17 protein-coding genes are annotated in these 14,925 nt (G+C 70.7%); 10 read left to right on the top strand and 7 right to left on the bottom strand.

Annotated features, from left to right (window positions below):
* Positions 1 to 50 precede the first annotated feature (50 nt).
* Positions 51 to 851: an NBR1-Ig-like domain-containing protein gene (locus tag ACFSVL_RS04110; RefSeq protein WP_378300599.1), complete on the bottom strand. Its 801-nt coding sequence runs from the start codon at positions 849 to 851 to the stop codon at positions 51 to 53.
* Positions 852 to 930: 79 nt separating this feature from the next.
* The gene (locus tag ACFSVL_RS04105) at positions 931 to 1,791 is read right to left on the bottom strand and encodes an alpha/beta fold hydrolase (RefSeq protein WP_378300597.1); all 861 of its coding nucleotides are present in this window, start codon (positions 1,789 to 1,791) and stop codon (positions 931 to 933) included.
* 70 nt (positions 1,792 to 1,861) lie between these two features.
* Between ACFSVL_RS04105 and ACFSVL_RS04100 the strand changes: the two genes are divergently transcribed.
* A complete protein-coding gene (locus ACFSVL_RS04100; RefSeq protein ID WP_378300596.1) occupies positions 1,862 to 4,795 on the top strand; it encodes a BTAD domain-containing putative transcriptional regulator in 2,934 nt (977 codons plus the stop codon).
* Here the strand turns inward: ACFSVL_RS04100 and ACFSVL_RS04095 are convergent.
* Complete coding sequence (locus ACFSVL_RS04095) at positions 4,755 to 5,258, bottom strand: hypothetical protein (protein WP_378300594.1); 504 nt, start codon at positions 5,256 to 5,258, stop codon at positions 4,755 to 4,757. The genes ACFSVL_RS04100 and ACFSVL_RS04095 overlap by 41 nt on opposite strands.
* A 122-nt stretch (positions 5,259 to 5,380) precedes the next feature.
* On the opposite strand from ACFSVL_RS04095, the gene ACFSVL_RS04090 reads away from it, so the two are divergent.
* Positions 5,381 to 5,605, top strand: a complete 225-nt coding sequence (locus ACFSVL_RS04090; RefSeq protein ID WP_378300592.1) for a hypothetical protein — start codon at positions 5,381 to 5,383, stop codon at positions 5,603 to 5,605.
* 3 nt (positions 5,606 to 5,608) lie between these two features.
* On the opposite strand, the gene ACFSVL_RS04085 is transcribed toward ACFSVL_RS04090, so the two are convergent.
* Positions 5,609 to 6,718 carry a C40 family peptidase gene (locus tag ACFSVL_RS04085; RefSeq protein ID WP_378300590.1) on the bottom strand — a complete coding sequence of 370 codons (1,110 nt, stop codon included), beginning with the start codon at positions 6,716 to 6,718 and terminating at the stop codon, positions 5,609 to 5,611.
* Between the two features lie 91 nt (positions 6,719 to 6,809).
* Here ACFSVL_RS04085 and ACFSVL_RS04080 point away from each other — a divergent pair, with 91 nt between their 5' ends.
* The 6 genes from ACFSVL_RS04080 (at position 6,810) to ACFSVL_RS04055 (ending at position 10,917) form a co-directional block, all read left to right on the top strand.
* Positions 6,810 to 7,619, top strand: coding sequence for a biotin--[acetyl-CoA-carboxylase] ligase (locus ACFSVL_RS04080; RefSeq protein ID WP_378300588.1), 810 nt, complete (start codon positions 6,810 to 6,812; stop codon positions 7,617 to 7,619).
* 83 nt (positions 7,620 to 7,702) lie between these two features.
* Positions 7,703 to 8,278 (top strand): PH domain-containing protein, encoded by a 576-nt coding sequence (locus ACFSVL_RS04075; RefSeq protein WP_378300586.1) that lies wholly within the window; start codon positions 7,703 to 7,705, stop codon positions 8,276 to 8,278.
* 1 nt (position 8,279) lies between these two features.
* Complete coding sequence (locus ACFSVL_RS04070; RefSeq protein ID WP_378300584.1) at positions 8,280 to 9,209, top strand: hydroxymethylglutaryl-CoA lyase; 930 nt, start codon at positions 8,280 to 8,282, stop codon at positions 9,207 to 9,209.
* Positions 9,199 to 9,774, top strand: coding sequence for a GNAT family N-acetyltransferase (locus tag ACFSVL_RS04065; RefSeq protein ID WP_378300582.1), 576 nt, complete (start codon positions 9,199 to 9,201; stop codon positions 9,772 to 9,774). The genes ACFSVL_RS04070 and ACFSVL_RS04065 overlap by 11 nt, the downstream gene beginning before the upstream one ends.
* Before the next feature lie 82 nt (positions 9,775 to 9,856).
* Positions 9,857 to 10,657, top strand: a complete 801-nt coding sequence (locus ACFSVL_RS04060; RefSeq protein WP_378300580.1) for a TNT domain-containing protein — start codon at positions 9,857 to 9,859, stop codon at positions 10,655 to 10,657.
* Positions 10,654 to 10,917 (top strand): hypothetical protein, encoded by a 264-nt coding sequence (locus tag ACFSVL_RS04055; protein WP_378300578.1) that lies wholly within the window; start codon positions 10,654 to 10,656, stop codon positions 10,915 to 10,917. Before ACFSVL_RS04060 ends, ACFSVL_RS04055 begins: the two co-directional genes overlap by 4 nt.
* On the opposite strand, the gene hisN is transcribed toward ACFSVL_RS04055, so the two are convergent.
* Positions 10,911 to 11,702 (bottom strand): histidinol-phosphatase, encoded by a 792-nt coding sequence (gene hisN, locus ACFSVL_RS04050; RefSeq protein ID WP_378300576.1) that lies wholly within the window; start codon positions 11,700 to 11,702, stop codon positions 10,911 to 10,913. The two genes, ACFSVL_RS04055 and hisN, sit on opposite strands and share 7 nt — an antisense overlap.
* Positions 11,703 to 11,744: 42 nt before the next feature.
* On the opposite strand from hisN, the gene ACFSVL_RS04045 reads away from it, so the two are divergent.
* Together ACFSVL_RS04045 and ACFSVL_RS04040 are read left to right on the top strand one after the other, a co-directional pair.
* Entirely contained in the window at positions 11,745 to 12,446 is a 702-nt protein-coding gene (locus tag ACFSVL_RS04045; protein ID WP_378301957.1) for a response regulator transcription factor, read from the top strand.
* A gap of 12 nt (positions 12,447 to 12,458) precedes the next feature.
* Positions 12,459 to 13,742: an ATP-binding protein gene (locus tag ACFSVL_RS04040; RefSeq protein WP_378301955.1), complete on the top strand. Its 1,284-nt coding sequence runs from the start codon at positions 12,459 to 12,461 to the stop codon at positions 13,740 to 13,742.
* On the opposite strand, the gene ACFSVL_RS04035 is transcribed toward ACFSVL_RS04040, so the two are convergent.
* Both ACFSVL_RS04035 and ACFSVL_RS04030 read right to left on the bottom strand, forming a co-directional pair.
* On the bottom strand, positions 13,666 to 14,376 hold the full coding sequence (locus ACFSVL_RS04035; RefSeq protein ID WP_378300574.1) for an HAD family hydrolase: 711 nt from the start codon (positions 14,374 to 14,376) through the stop codon (positions 13,666 to 13,668). The genes ACFSVL_RS04040 and ACFSVL_RS04035 overlap by 77 nt on opposite strands.
* Entirely contained in the window at positions 14,373 to 14,897 is a 525-nt protein-coding gene (locus ACFSVL_RS04030; protein WP_378300572.1) for a GtrA family protein, read from the bottom strand. The genes ACFSVL_RS04035 and ACFSVL_RS04030 overlap by 4 nt, the downstream gene beginning before the upstream one ends.
* Positions 14,898 to 14,925 lie beyond the last annotated feature (28 nt).

Here is a 14,925-nt window from a genome sequence, read left to right as displayed (position 1 = left end):
CTGGGGTGTTCGGTACCCCGGCGACCAGGTCTTACAGAATCTGACACGCGTCAGGAGACGACCGTCACCAGCACATACACCGGGCGGCGGGTCGAGAAGAACTCCGCGCCGTTCGCGTCGACCATCTTCCAGCCGATCCAGCACTTGCCCGGCGCGGCCGAGGCGGTCAGCGGGACGCTCACCATCACGTGGTCGCCGGGCGGGGTGTCGCCGATCAGCACCCGGTCCGGCGTGCGGCAGGAGCCGGGGCTCGGCGGCAGGTCCATCCGCTGCAGGTACCGCTGGTGCCAGATCGCGGAGCCGGTGTTCTGCAGCTCCCACACCTTCTGCACGGTCTCGCCGACGTGAATGACGGTGCCGTCGGGCACGGTCACGTCGGCGAGGAACTTGGAGTTGTCGCCGGGCACGCGCGCCCCGACGTCGACCAGGCTGGCGCGGTTCAGCTTCGGCACCACGAACGCGGCGACGGCGGCGAGAAGCACGACGACGAACGCGACTGCGGCCAGCGCGTACTTGCGGCGGGGGCGGCGGCGTTTTTCCAGGGCCGGCACCGCGGGCTCCGAGGTGATCACCACCGGTTCAACGGCGGCGGGCTCGGGTTCCGGCGGCACGCCTTTCAGCTCTTCCCAGCGCCGCCGCCACTCCTGTTCGTCGGCGTCGCACGCCCGGACGAACTCGCGCGTGGTGTCCCACGACGGGAACCGGGTGCCGCGGACCGCCTCGTGCAGCGTGGTGTGCGAGATCTGCCCGGACTGGCCGGCCATCTTGCGGAACGACGGATTCCCGGCTCGCGCGCGCAGCGTCGCCAGCTCCGCGGAGAGCACCTCGGCGGCAGATTGCCCGTCGCCCATCGCTCTCCCTGGTTGTCAGATCTGCTGGTCGGACCAGTCTGACATTCCAGTTGGGCACCGCCGGGGCCTACCCCGATGCTCAGCGCAGCAGCAACTCGCGCAGTGTTTTCGTCACCACAGCGGGTGCCTGTTCGGCCATGAAGTGCCCGCTGGTGACGGTCTCGTGCACGCAGGACGGCGCCCAGGCGCGCCAGAGCGCGACCGCGTCGTAGCCCAGTGCGACGCCCCAATCCTGCTGCAGCACCGTGACCGGCATCTCCAGTTGGCGGCTGGCGTCCCGGTCGGCGCGGTCGTGCTCGACGTCGATGCCCGCGGAGGCGCGGTAGTCGGCCACGATCGACGGGACCGCGTTCCGGCTCGCTTCGAGGTACCGGGCGCGGATGCCGGCCGGGATGGCCTCCGGGTCGGCGCCCCACTGGTCGAGGAAGTAGCTGAAGAACGCGTCCGGCGCGCCGCTGATCAGCTGTTCGGGCAGGCCGGGCGGCTGCGCCATGAGGTAGAGGTGGAAGGCGACGGCCGCGTTGACGCCGTGCAGCACGTCCCACATGTCCAGCGTCGGCAGGACGTCGAGGATGGCCAGGTGGGACACGTGGTCCGGATGGTCGAGGCCGGCGCGGATCGCGACGAGCGCGCCGCGGTCGTGCCCGGCCAGCGCGAACCGCTCGTGCCCGAAAGCGCGCGCGAGGGCGACGACGTCGGCGGCCATGGTGCGCTTCGAGTAGGTCTCGCCGGTGTCGGCGGGCTTGTCGCTGTCGCCGTAGCCGCGCAGGTCCGGGCACAGCACGGTGTGGTCGGCGGCGAGGTCGGCGGCGACGTGCCGCCACATCAGGTGGGTTTGCGGGAAGCCGTGCAGCAGGACGACGGGGGAGCCGGAGCCCGCGACGCCGACGTTGAGGGAAACCCCGTCGGCGACGGGCACTCGCTGGTAGTCGAAGTTCATGCGACCCAGCGTGCGCCGGGCCGATCAGCAACCGATCAGCAACGGCCGAGCTGATTACAGTACGGAACCGATGACCATCTCGTTCTCGGTGCTGGGCCCGCTGACGGCCCACGACGCGCGCGGGCCGGTGGCGTTGCCCGGGCCGCGGCATCGTGCGGTGCTCGCGCGTCTGCTCGTCGCCCGTGGACAGGTGGTTTCGACGGACGCGCTGGTCGACGCGTTGTGGACGGAGCCGAAGGCGGGTGCGGTCGGCGCGGTGCAGACCTTCGTTGGCGCGTTGCGGCGGTCGCTCGAACCGGACCGTCCGCCTAGGACACCCGCGAAGCTGCTGGTCACCGCCGGGCCGGGGTATGCGTTGCGCGCTGAGCCGGAGCAGGTCGACGCGTGGCGGTTCGAGGCGTTGCTGCGGGGCACGCCGTCGGTCGCGCAGCTGGACGAGGCGCTCGGCTGGTGGCGAGGCGAGCCGTACGCGGAGTTCGCCGACGAGCCGTGGGCGCGCGCCGAACGGGCTCGGCTCGACGAACTTCGGTTGCTCGCGCTGGAACGGCGGGCCGCCGGTCTGCTGGATCTCGGCCGTGCCGCCGAAGCGGTGCCGGACCTGGAGTCTCTTGTGGACGCTCATCCGTTGCGAGAGGAAGCGTGGCGGCTGCTGGCGCTCGCGTTGTACCGCGCTGGACGCCAGGGGGACGCGCTTGCCGCGTTGCGCCGGGCCCGGGCCGGGCTGGCAGCGGAGCTGGGCGTCGATCCGGGTCCGGCGTTGCGGCAGGTGGAGCAGGACATCCTCGCGCAGGCACCGCAGCTGGCGCCGGCCGTTCCCCGGCGGTTGGCCGGGCGAGACGCGGAATTGGCGCGGCTGGCCGAGGTCGCGGCGGAGGTCGCGGAACGCAAGCGCTTCCGGCTTGCGCTGGTGTCCGGCGAGGCGGGCGCGGGCAAGACAGCGCTGGTCGAGGAATTCGCCGCCCGGCTGGGCTGGACCACGGCGTGGGGCGTGAATCCGGACGGGGCCGGGGTGCCGCCCGCCTGGCCGTGGACGCGCATCCTCGCCGCGCTGGGCGAAGCGGTCCCGCCTCGGCCGACGGTTGGCGATCCGGCGGTGGCGCGGTTCGAGTGGCATCAAGCGGTGGCCGCGCGCATCGCGCAGGTGCCGGGTCCGCTGCTGCTCGTGCTTGACGACTTGCATTGGGCGGGCGAGGAAACGCTGGCACTGCTGACGTCGATTTCGGCGGAATCGGTGCTCCTGGTCGCGACGTATCGGACGACCGAAGTCTCTCCGGAGCTGACCGCGGCGTTGGGCCGGCTCGCGCGCGCCGACCCGGTGCGGCTGTATTTGAGCGGGCTTTCGGTCGAAGCAGTTGCTGAGCTGGTCGGTGCCGAATCCGCTGAGGTGATTCATCGCCGATCCGGCGGAAATCCGTTCTTCGTCAAGGAACTCGCCCGGGCGCTTGATGCCGAAGGCGACCTGCCGGACGGAGCCCGCGACGTCGTCCGAAACCGGATTGCCGCGCTGCCCGAACACGTGCGCACCGTGCTCGGGAAGGCCGCGGTGATCGGCGCGGACGTCGACCTCGGCCTGCTCGGCGACGTCCTTGACGAGCTGGAAACCGCTGTGCAGGCAGGTTTTCTGACCGAGAGCGGCCCACGGGCGTTCCGGTTCGCGCATTCGCTCGTCCGCGACGCGGTGTACGACGATCTCTCGCTGGCTCGGCGCGCACAGCTACATCGAGAGGTCGGCGAGGCCTTGGCAAGCCGTCGCCCAACCGAGATTTCCTTGCTGGCCCACCACTTCCTGCTCGCCGGAGACGACCGCGGCGCTGCCTACGCACAGGCGGCCGCGGAAGGTGCCGAGCGGGATTTCGCGCCCCACGAAGCACTTCGGCTCTGGCAAGCGGCTCTGGCCCAAGGGCCGCGTACCGTCGAACTGCTGATGGGACTCGCGCGGACGTCAGCGTTCACCGGCTCCCTAGCCGCCGCGCGCCGCTACCGCGCCGAGGCCCTGGACCTCGCCGGTGACGATTCCGCGTTGACCATCCGGGTCCTGACCGCGTTCGACGTGCCGGGAATCTGGACCGAGAACGACGACCCCGCGTTGGCCCGCCGCATCGCCGACGCGGCCGAACACGCGCACCCCACCGACCCGCTCGTGCGGGCGCGGCTGTTGGCGACCATCGCGTTGGAACTGCGCAACGAAGGCGGGCAACGCGCGCACGACGCGGCCGTTGAAGCGGAAAAACTGGCGCGGTCCTCGGGTGATCCGGCGTTGCTGGCGCTGGCGTTGAACGCACGCTGGACGCAGACGTTCACCCGCGCCGGCCTGGCTCCGGAACGCGCGCAGATCGGGGAAGAACTGGTCGAACTGGCCGCCCGGCACCAATTGGTGACGTTCGAGGTGCTCGGCCACCTGGTGCTGATGCAGGCCCGCTCCGCGCTCGCCGACTTCACCGCCGCCGACGCACACGCGACCGCGGCGGATCGCCTGGGGGAGCAGTACGACCTCCCGCTGGTCAGCGTGTTCACCGACTGGTACCGCGCGCTCCGCCTGGCCGTCACCGGCCCGGTCGCCGCCGCGGAAGCCGCGTATCGCAGTGCTGCGGCGCGATTGTCCGGCAGCGGAATGTCCGGAGTGGACCGTGGCCTGCTGCCGTTGGCGCTGCACTGCCTTTACCGCCAGCACGGCCGAGACTCCACAGTGGACTTCGCACTGCCACCCGACCGACCCGACCTGTTGCTGGAACTGCGCGCCTGCCTCACCGCCTCGACCGGCGACGCCCGCGAGCTGTATGCCCGGCTGGCCCCAGCGGAGAACGAACTGGCCGGTGCCGGTTCAGGACTGGTGACGCTGGGGCCGGTCGCCTACTACCTCGGCGAGCTGGCCGTCCGATTAGGACAGCCAGCCGGCGAGCACTACCGCAAGGCCGTCGAAGTGGCCCGCCGCGCCGGAGCCGGGCATTGGGCCGAGGCCGCGCTCAGTCGACTACGTACCACTTGCCGCCGCGATTCTCCATAACCGCGTCGCCGAGGTCTCCGGCGGTGAACTTGACCGAGGCCTTCACCGCGCGCGCCGGGATCTCGACCTTCTTGGCCCCCTCCTTGATCTTGGAGCGGTCGACCGTGGCGGTCTGCAGGGCCTTCTTCTGCGCGGGGGAGATCATCTGGAACGCCATCGGCATCGTCTTCTCGCACGGCCCCATGCCCTCGTCCTCCGCCTGCTTGGCAGCCGGACCGGCGATCTCGCACACCGTCGCGAGGTCTTCCCTGCCTGCCGCGTGCATGAAGGCCTCGTACCGCTCGACCGCGTCGCCGCCGGTCGACGCCGCGGCGGACGTCGACGGTGCCGAAGACGTCGACGCCGGGGCGGACGTCGAGGGCTGCGCGGTGGCGGAGGAGGTCGCGGGTGCGGGCGAGGAGGCGGGAGAGGCGGTGCCGCCGCTTTCGCTGCCGCAGCTGGTGATCAGGAGGGCAGCGCCCACGGCAAGAAAGGGGAGGATACGAGCGGACATGGTGGGCCTTTCCCGTCAGGAAGAATGCTCCGGAGCATAAGCGACACTCCGCCGCTGCGTGCGGAAACGGGAATCTTGGCTACGGTCGGGGCATGAACGGGAATCAGCGCGAGGCCATCACCATGTCCAGAGAGGACGGCACGGAGCGGACCGTGGCCTGCCCGGAGTGCGGTGCCAGCGGCCCGTTGACCGTCACCCCGGACGCGACGCTGATCTGCCCCGCGCGGCATCGGTTCACCGATCCGGACGTCCCGCTGGCGATGGCGGAGGCTATGAACGGGATGGTGCCGCCGACCCCCGCGGTCCGCTCCGCTTAGCCGTCAGTTCGCCGGATGTCCCGCCCCGGCGTAGTCGTCGCCGGGCCGGTGGAACGTGTGGATCTGGATCGCCTGTCCCTCGGTCGGCGCGTTGATCATCAGGCCGTTCCCCAGATACAGCCCCACGTGGTGGATACGCGTCGCCGGGCTGCCGTAGAAGACGAGATCGCCCAGCTTCGGCTCCTGTCCGCCCGGAACCTGCGGGATCGACCGGAACTGGCTGTCCGCCGTGCGCGGCAGCGAAACCCCCGCGCTGTCGTACGAAGCCTTGGTGAGACCCGAGCAGTCGAACCCGGCCGCGCCCGCGTCGGGACCGTTGCCGCCCCACACGTACGGCAGGCCGAGCTGTCCCAGCGCGAACCGCGTGGCTTGCACCGACGGCGCGTTCGCCTTCGCCGGATCAAGGGAAAGCGTGGCGTACAGCTGGGCGTAGCCGAGCACGCGCTGCCGGAACAGCTCCATGCCGCTGCCGTTCTGGTAACCGGCCACGGCCTTCCACCAGCCGTTGCCCGCGGACAGGTCGACCCCGCTCGCGCACAGCGCGCGGGCCGCGGCGACGGACGCTGACGACGGGTCGGACAGCGCGGGGTTCGCGATGCCCGGGATGTGCGCGCCGTACTTCTTCCACTGCGGCGTCGAAAGCCCCATCGCGGCCCCGTCGCCGCGACCGTGGTTGTTGCCGGCGACGCCGAGGCCAGCCAGCGTGACCCACGACAGGTGACAGTCTGGCCGCTCCTTGCGCATGGTCAGCTCGCCGTTGGCGTACCCGAGCAGCGCGGGGGCCGGGATGTCCAGCGGCCCGGCGAGCGAATCCGCCCACTTCTGCAGCGGGGCCGGACCACCGCCTCCGCCCGCCGCGCCCTGCGCCGGTTCCTGGGCTTGCACCGGAGCGCTCGCTTGCAGGACCGACGGGCCGCTGACGGTCTTGGCCGGCTCCGGCGCGGTGAGCGCGGCCGGTGCCGGAACGGGAGCGGGCTGGTCGCGTCCGGCCACCAGCCAGCCCGCGGTGGCGAGCCCGGCGACGAGCGGCAACGCCACGAGGCCACGATGCAGGGCGCCACGAGCCCAGGCGGGCTTCGGCGGCGCGTCGGCGGTGGGGGATTCCGGCGTCACGGCGTCCAATCTAGAAGAGCGCACCTCTGGGTAACGAGCGAACGGCTTGCACGTTAGGGGGACTCTCATATTGTGGGCATATTGTGGGCACATGGCTGAACTCGACGCGGCGCGGCTGCGGGACGGACTCGGCGGCCGCTACGCCCGCCTCGACGTCGTGGAGACGACCGGTTCCACCAACGCTGACCTGCGGGAAGCCCTCACTTCGGGGGCGGCGGACCGGACCGTTCTGCTGGCCGAGCACCAGACCGCCGGAGTAGGGCGGCGGGCCCGTTCGTGGAGTTCGCCCAAGGGGGCCGGGCTGTACCTGAGCGTGGCGCTGCGCCCGGCGGGCGTGCCGTTCTCCGCGCTCGGCTCACTTTCCGTGGTGGCCGGCCTCGCGGTGCACGCGCTCGCCACCGATTTGGGTGTCGACGTCGCCCTCAAATGGCCTAACGACGTGCTCGCCGGCCCCGAGCGGGGCAAGTGCGCGGGCATCCTCGCCGAAGCCGTCGGCACCGGCGAAGCGGCCGTCGTGCTCGGCATCGGGCTGAACGTCCTGCCGCTCGGCGACGACGTCCCGGCCGGGCCGGGCGGCCTGCCCCCGACCTCGCTCGCCGAGCAGGGCGCGTCGACCACCGACCGCACCGAGATCGCGCTCGGCCTGCTGACCAGGCTCGACGATCTCGAACGCCGCTGGCGGACGGCGGGCGGCGACCTCACCGAGGCCGGTTTGCTCGGCGACTACCGCGCGCGGTGCGCGACGCTCGGCCAGGACGTGCGGGTGCAGCTGCCGGACGGGTCCACGCTCACCGGCCGCGCCGCCGACCTCGACGCGTCCGGCCAGTTGCAGGTCGACGTCGCCGACGGGCGGCGGCTGACCGTTTTCGCCGGTGATGTGGTGCACGTCCGCCCCGCTTGACCGGAACGGGCGCGCCCGCGCGGGGCCAGCGCCGGTACGGTGGATCCACCACATCGGCACACATTCGCAGGGGAGCGCCCGCCGTGGCCTATCCGGACGATTTGCTCAGCCAGAACGAGCGCGTGGTGGTGCACAGCCACCCGCACTTCAAGATGCTGATCTTCCCGTTCCTGGCGTTCGTGATCACCGTCGGCGCGGCGGTGTGGCTGTTCCTGGTCACGAAGGACCTGACCGCGCCGTGGAACAACGTGTCGATGATCGCGATCGCGGTGGTGGCGTTCGTCCTCGTGGTGTGGCTGTTCCTCGCGCCGCTGGTCCGCTGGCGCACGACGCACTTCATCGTGACCACCGACCGGCTGATCGCGCGCGAGGGCGTGCTCAAGCGCACCGGCATCGACATCCCGCTGTCGCGGATCAACAGCGTGCAGTTCGAGCACGGCCTGCTCGACCGGATCTTCGGCTGCGGCACGCTCATCATCGAGTCGGCCTCGGACGAGCCGCTGCGCTTCGATGACATTCCCCACGTCGAGCACGTGCATACGGTCATTTACCGCGAAGTCAACGACAATCCCTACGACGACTACCACGGCGCGCCCGGTCCGCAGGACACCGAACCTCTGCCCCCGCGCGGCCGGGAACCGCGCGGAAGGAGACGCTGACGTGGGTGCTCGAGAGGTCGGCCTGCCGGAACGAGTCCCCGCGGGCGGGACGGCGCCCCGGGTGGAGATCTGGGAGGTCGGGGCGCGCGACGGGCTGCAGAACGAGGGCTCGGTCGTGCCGGTCGAGGTCAAGCTCGAATTCCTGGACCGGCTCGCCGGCGCCGGGCTGACCACTCTCGAAGCGACCAGCTTCGTGCACCCGAAGTGGGTGCCGCAGCTCGCCGACGCCGAACAGTTGCTCGCCGGGCTCGACCGCCACGACGGCGTCCGCTACCCGGTCCTGGTGCCGAACGACCGCGGCCTCAACCGCGCGCTCGACGCGGGCGTCGACCACATCGCGATCTTCGCCAGCGCTACCGAGACCTTCGCCCAGCGCAACCTGAACTCGACCTTCGACGACCAGTTCGCCATGTTCGAACCGGTGGTCACGCGGGCCCGCAAGGAGGGCCTGGAGGTCCGCGGCTACCTGTCGATGTGCTTCGGCGACCCGTGGGAAGGCGTGGTCGCCGCGGAGCAGGTCGTGCGGGCGGGCAAGCGGCTGCTCGACTTCGGCTGCTCGCAGCTCTCGCTCGGCGACACCATCGGCGTCGCGACCACGAACCAGGTCACCCGGCTGATCGAGGCGTTCGGCGACACCTCGGCGCTCGCCGTGCACTTCCACGACACCTACGGCCAGGCGCTGGCCAACACTGAGGCCGCGCTCCGCGCCGGGGTGTCCACTGTGGACTCCTCGGCAGGCGGGCTCGGCGGCTGCCCGTACGCCGAGTCGGCGACCGGCAACCTGGCGACCGAGGACCTGGTCTGGCTGCTGGAAGGGCTGGGCGTGGAGCACGGCGTCGACCTCGGCAAACTGGTGGAGACCAGCGTCTGGATGGCCGAGCGGCTGGGCCGTCCGTCGCCCTCGCGAGTGGTGAACGCGCTTGCCGGATAGCGCTCCCGAGTTCGTCCCGCTCGGGGCGGAGACGTGGCCGTTGTTTGAGCGGCTCTTCGGCCCGGGCGGGGTGCAGGGCGGCTGCTGGTGCACCTTTTTCCGGCTCGGCGGTCCGGACTACAAAGCCGCCGGTCGGGACGGCCGCAAGGAGCACGTCCGTACTGAGGCTCAGGACGGGAAACCGTTGGGGCTCTTGGGAATTGTCGACGGTGAACCGCTGGGCTGGGTGGCCGTGTCGCCGCGGAAGGACAATCCGCGGCTGGCCCGGTCGCGCGTGATGGCGTCGGACGAACCGGGCGCGGTCTGGTCGGTGACCTGCTTCTACATCCACCGTCGCGGCCGTCGGCGAGGGCTGGCGACGGCGTTGCTGCGGGCCGCCGTGGACTACGCCGCCGAGCAGGGCGCGGAGAGCGTCGAGGGGTATCCGGTGGAGGTCGGGACGCGGTCCTCTTCGGACCTCTACCACGGCACGATCGGCATGTTCGCCGACGCCGGGTTCGAGGTGGTCGAGAAGCGCGGCCTGGCCCGCGCGTTGGTGCGGCGGCGCCTCCCGGTCGCCCGATAAGGTGGGTTTCCCGCTCGCCCGGAACCTTCCGGCGCGAACGGGCGTCCGATCCGGTGCCGGCACGACCGAGAAGAGGGTGCCAGTGTCCGACCAGCCCGAACCGGCAGACACCGACATGGCCACCGGCCCGGTGCGCGTGCCCGCCCAGTACGGCGGGCTGCTCGAACGCGGCTTCGACGAGGTGCCCACCCCGCCCGCGGGCACTGGCGTGCTGCCCGCGCAAAGCCGTCCGCCGGTCGGTTCTCCGCGTACGGACCGGGAAAGCGTGCTCGCGCTGTTCTCGGTGCATATGTTCCCGCTCGGCCATTTGCCGGTGGCGGCGGATCGGCCGGATCGGCAGTTGCCGCTGCCCTCGGATGGAGTCGCCCGGCGTCCGCTGTTCGACCATCCGGAATCGGCGTTGCTCGACGACACCGAGGTGCTCGGGTACGTCAAGCAAGGCTTCCGCCGTTCGCCCGCGCCGCCGGTGGATCCGGAGCCGCCCCAGGCGGTCGTCGAAGGCTATGTGCCGCCGGAGGGTCCCGAGTGGGAGCGCCGGTTCGTGGTCGGCGCCGAGTACGTGTGGCCGTCCGCGGAGGGCGGCGTCGAAGAGCCGAATCCGGTGGTACTGCCGGAAAACACGCTGCTGGACCGCTTCGGCAGCGACCACGGCCGCGTGTTCGCCCCGGACGGCACGCCGTTCGCGGAGCGCGCCTTGCCGCCCGCCGCGCTGCGGTCTGGCTACCGCCGGTACCGGGTGCTGAAGCCGATGCCGGCATGGCAAGCCACGTCGGCGGAATGGTTCGACGGGCCGGGCGGCGGAATCCGTTACCGTGCTCTGTTGTCTGCGGACGAACTGGTCACGCTAGGTTTTCTGGTCGACGTCACGCGGGAGGCACGATGAACACCCAGTCGATCCGGAAATGGCTGGACGTCATCGGCGTGCCCGAGGAAGTCGTGTCGATCGGCCGCGAAACGGACAACACGTGGTGCCTGCTGCCGACCTCCGACGGCGGCTGGGAAGTGTTCTGGCGCGAGCAGGGCAACCGCTACGACTGGGCCGCGTTCACCTCCGAACAGGTCGCCTGCCATTACCTCTTCGGCAGGCTGACCTGGTCACAGGTGGCGCGCGGCGCGGTCGGCGTGCTGCCCGGCGCTCACTGACGGCGCAGGACAGCCAGCGCTTCGTCGTGCAGGAGGCCGTTGGTGGAGAGCGCTGAGCCGCCTTCGTAGGTCTCCGCGCCGGAAAGATCGGTGAACCGGCCGCCCGCCTCGGTCACGATCACCTGCGCGGCGGCGACGTCCCACGGGTTCACGATGCACTCGGCCGCGACGTCCATCGCGCCCTCGGCGACGAGGCAGTGGCTCCAGAAATCGCCGAACGCGCGGGACTCCCAGCACGCCTCGGTGAGCGCGAGGTACTTCTCGCGGGAGTGGTACTCGGTCCAGCTGTTCAAGTCCGTCGTGGACAGATAGGCGTCGCCGAGCGTCGCCACCTTCGACACCGACATGCGCCGTTCGCCCGCCGCGTCGCGCAGGTGCGCGCCCTCGCCGCGAGCCGCCCACCAGCGCCGGCCCAGCAACGGCGCGCTGATCATGCCGACCACCGGCGTGCCGTCCTCGACGAGCGCGATCAGCGTCGCCCACACCGGGACCCCGCGCAGGAAGTTCTTGGTTCCGTCGATCGGGTCGATCACCCACGCCCGGCCCTCGCTGCCCGCGGTGCCGCCGCGTTCCTCGCCCGCGACGGTGTCGCCCGGCCGTTCCGTGGAGAGGATTTCGCGGATCGCGTCCTCGACGGCGGTGTCGGCGTCGGTCACCGGCGTGCGGTCCGGTTTCGCGGACACCGCGAGGTCGAGCGCGCGGAAGCGGGCGGTAGTCAGCGCGTCGGCGGCGTCGGCCAGCCGGGTGGCGAGAGCTAGGTCATCCGAGTAGGCAGGCACGGTCACGATGGTTTCACGCCCGTTCGCCGTAAGGTTGGCCAGGTGAGCATGGTCCTACTTGCCGAAGACGATCCGGCCATCGCCGAGCCGCTGTCCCGCGCGCTGCACCGGGAGGGGTACGAGATCGAGGTCGTCACCGACGGCCCGGCGGTGCTGGCCGCGACCGCCGCGCACCGGGTCGACCTGCTCGTGCTCGACCTCGGGCTGCCGGGAATGGACGGGCTGGAGGTGTGCCGCAGACTGCGCGCGAGCGGCACCGAACTGCCGGTGCTGATGCTCACCGCGCGCACCGACGAGGTCGATTTCGTCGTCGGCCTCGACGCGGGCGCGGACGATTACGTGGCCAAGCCGTTCCGCCTCGCCGAACTGCTCGCACGGATCCGCGCGCTGCTGCGCCGCCGGGTGCCGGAGGTGCTGGAGGCGGGCGGCGTCCGGATGGACCTCGGCGCGCGACTGGTCACTGTGGACTCGCACGAGGTGCAGCTGGCGAACAAGGAGTTCGAACTGCTGCGCGTGCTGATGAACCGGGCCGGGCAGGTCGTGAGCCGCGACGAGATCCTCGCCGAGGTGTGGAACGACCTGGAGTCCAAGACGTCGAAGACGCTCGACATGCACATGTCCTGGCTGCGCCGCAAACTCGCGGTCGCCGCCGACGAGGCCGCGGGCAGGCAGGCGAAGCCGGCGCACTCCGACGCGGAGCGGCGCATCGCGACCGTGCGCGGCGTCGGGTTCCGGTTCAATGTCGAGTAGCCGCCGATGAGCATGCGCCGCCGGATCCTGCTGGCGATCCTCCTCGCCGTGCTGGTCACCGCGGCCGTACTGGGCATCCCGCTCGGCGTCACCGCGTGGCGGCTGGTGGAGAACCTCAACCGGGAAAGCCTGGCCGAACGAGCCCGCAACATCGCCGCGACCGTCGACACCCAGGTCGCGAACGGCCAGGAAATCGACCTGGAGCAATTCCGGGTCGGCGTGCCCGACGGCGGCATGCTGATCGTGCGCGCGGAGGGATTCAGCGAAAAACACCTCGGTGCGAACCCCGGCCCCAACCCAGTGGTCGAATCGGTGCCGACCGCACGCAGCGGCACGGTGATGCTGGCCATCCCGAGCGGTCCGGTACGCACGAAGCAGACACAGGTGACGCTGCTGGTCGTGCTCTTGGTGGTGTTGTCGGTCGGCACCGGCACGGTGGTGGCCACCGTGACCGCACGCCGCCTGGCCAAGCCGCTCCGGCACGTCGCAGACCGCGCGTCCCGCCTGGGCGGCGGCGATTTCCGCCCCGACCCGAGCCGCTACCGCGTGGCCGAGCTGGACATGGTCGCGGAGGCCCTCGACACGTCCGGGTCCGCGCTGGCACAGCTCGTGCAACGGGAACGGCAGCTGGTCGGGGACGTCTCGCACCAGCTGCGCAGCCGGTTGACCGCGCTGCAGCTCCGGCTGGAACCACTGACCGGCCACGAGGACCCGGACGTCGTCGAAGAATCCCGGGCGGCGCAGGAACAAGCCGACCGGCTGGCCCAAGCCCTGGACGAACTGCTGGCCGCCGCCCGAGCCGCCCGCGAGGTAGACGCCGAGCCGGTCGATCTGCCGATCACGTTGCCCGCTGTCGCGGAGGAATGGCGCCAGCTATTGCGCGTCGAGGGCCGGAATCTGCGCCTGAAGGTCGCGGACGGCTTGATGGTGCGCGTGACTCCGGCGCGGCTGCGTGAGGTGATCGGGGTGCTGCTGGACAACGCCCTGCGCCATGGCGCGGGAACAGTCACCCTGTCCGCCCGCCGAGGCGACGCGGAGGGGACCGTGGTGATCGAGGTCGCGGATACCGGTTCCGGGGTGCCGGATGAAATCGCGCCGCACATTTTCGAGCGCGGGTTTTCCGGCGGGGGATCGACTGGAGTGGGTTTGGCGCTGGCGCGGGCACTTGTCGAGGCGGATGGCGGACGGCTGGAACTGTCGAATAAACGGCCGGCGATTTTCAGTCTGTTCTTGAAGGTGCCGCGTCCTGACGAGGTGGGGGAATTGCGGTGGCCCGCGGAGCCGGTTCCTCGGTGAGCAGGTGCCGGACGGCTTGCCGCAGGCTAGTTGCGACGCGGTGGGGCGGTTGTTGATCTTGCGGCCACGTGCGGTGGCGGCTGATCCAGAGGGTGCGTATTCCGGCTCGATGCCCGCCTGCGATGTCGAGGCGAGGGCTGTCGCCGATGAGCCAATCGTCGGGCGTCAGCGTGGTTCCGCAGTGCTGAGCAGCGAGATGAAGGATGCGCGGGTCGGGCTTGCGCAGGCCGACCGTGTCGGAAATGCAGTAGCCGTCGACCGCGTTGACGAGGCCGGTGCGTTCGAGCTTCGCTAGCTGGTTGTCCCGCATTCCGTTGGTGACAATGCCGATTCGCCAACCGGCGGTGCGAAGGGCACCGAGATCGTCAAGCACGTGTGGGTAGAGCAGCACCAGCTGCGGGATCCTCGCGCGATAGCTTGCCCACAGCTGTTCAGCTGGCTCAGCGAGATCGAACCTTTGCCGGGCTCCGGCGAAGAACTGGTCCATCGGGCCTTCGCGCCGCGCGGAGACCAGCCAGTCCGCCGCCCCTCCGGGAAGCCGGTACCGAGCAGCGAATTCCTTCGCCCACCGAGAAAACGCCCCATCGAGATCGGTCAGCGTCCCGTCAAGGTCGACCAGCGCCAGCCGGGTCACCGGGGAATCCGGGGCACCCCGTCCTTCCGCCGTTCCCCCAGCTCATCCGGGAACACCCACTTCTTGAACCCCCAGAACCGGAACACCATCGCCAGCAGCATGCCGATGATCGATCCGCTCGCGAAGTCCGCGACCTCCTGCACGAACCGCGACACGTGCGGCACCTCCAGGTGCAGCCAGTACCGCGAGATCAGCAGCGGAATGAGGTTCACCACCACCGCGACGCCGCTGATCAGGAAGAACAGCGTCGCCTCGTGGGCGCGTTCGCGGCCGCCTCTGGTGCGGAACGACCATTCGCGGTTGAGCACGTACGACACGATCGTCGCGACGATGATCGCGATCGCCTTCGCCGTGGTCGGTTTCGACTCCAGCACGCTGAGCTTCAGCAGGTACCAGACGCCGTTGTCGACCAGGAAGGTCGTGCCGCCCACGATCGCGAACTTCAGCAGCTCCCGGTGCTTCACGAGCACGGAGCGCAACGGCTCGGGAGTGCGGGCGAGCACGGTTTCGACGACGGTCACGTATCGCAGTCTAGAGAATTCGAGGTCA

This window comes from Amycolatopsis silviterrae (genome assembly GCF_042684085.1).
Taxonomy (GTDB): domain Bacteria; phylum Actinomycetota; class Actinomycetes; order Mycobacteriales; family Pseudonocardiaceae; genus Amycolatopsis; species Amycolatopsis silviterrae.
This window is presented reverse-complemented; position numbering and strand designations above follow the sequence as displayed.